At 43.8% G+C, this 726-nt stretch carries 1 protein-coding gene; it reads right to left on the minus strand.

Annotated elements, in window-relative coordinates:
- Window positions 1–51 precede the first annotated feature (51 nt).
- Window positions 52–726: IS5-like element ISVa1 family transposase (locus tag AB4623_RS20790; RefSeq protein WP_372147321.1), on the minus strand; the 675-nt coding region annotated here is incomplete at its 5' end.

The following is a 726-nucleotide window of genomic DNA, read 5'->3' on the forward strand; positions in this document are numbered from 1 at the left end:
GTTGTTGATCAAATCAGCTTGAGGTTCAACGACGCCATATTTGACTAATCGTTAGCTTCTAACAGGCATACCTAGTCCTATGACTTTGTTTATAGCTTTGACATTCGCCATGATTTCTCCCACTTGAGCGTTGTAACATCTCAAGCTCAATTTACCGCTGGTTAGTCCTTTATATCGAGACATTGCGGTCTCAGATATTGAGCGATAGTGGTAACCAGACTCAGATTTCCACTCCGTTATTGTTCCGTTTTTAAGAGCCTCTACAGCTTCATTTCTGGGATGCCCATCTTCCCAAAGAGCCGCATTCTTTCGAGGTGGTATCAACGGAGTACAGCCCTTATTTTTCAGAGTCTCATGGCAACTTTTTGTGTCATATGCTCCATCAGCAGATACTGTATGGATCTTTCTACGTAAAGGGTTGAGTAATGTTGGCAGCACTTCGTTATCGCCAACACTTACAAGACTGACTTCTGCACTAATGGCCTCATGAGTTTCTACATCAACAGCTAAGTGCAGTTTACGCCAAGTTCTGCGTTTTTCGGCGCCGTGCTTTTTCACTTTCCATTCACCCTCGCCAAAAACTTTGAGACCAGTCGAGTCAATGGCTATATGGCGAATAGCTCCTTTGGATTTATTGCGATATTTGACCTGAACTGTCTTCGAGCGTTTGCTGATACAGGTGTAGTCAGGGGACGTCAGTGGAACATCCAATAGCTCAAAGATAGA

It is taken from the genome of Vibrio sp. 10N.222.52.C12 (assembly GCF_041474215.1).
GTDB classification, from domain to species: Bacteria; Pseudomonadota; Gammaproteobacteria; order Enterobacterales; family Vibrionaceae; genus Vibrio; species Vibrio crassostreae_C.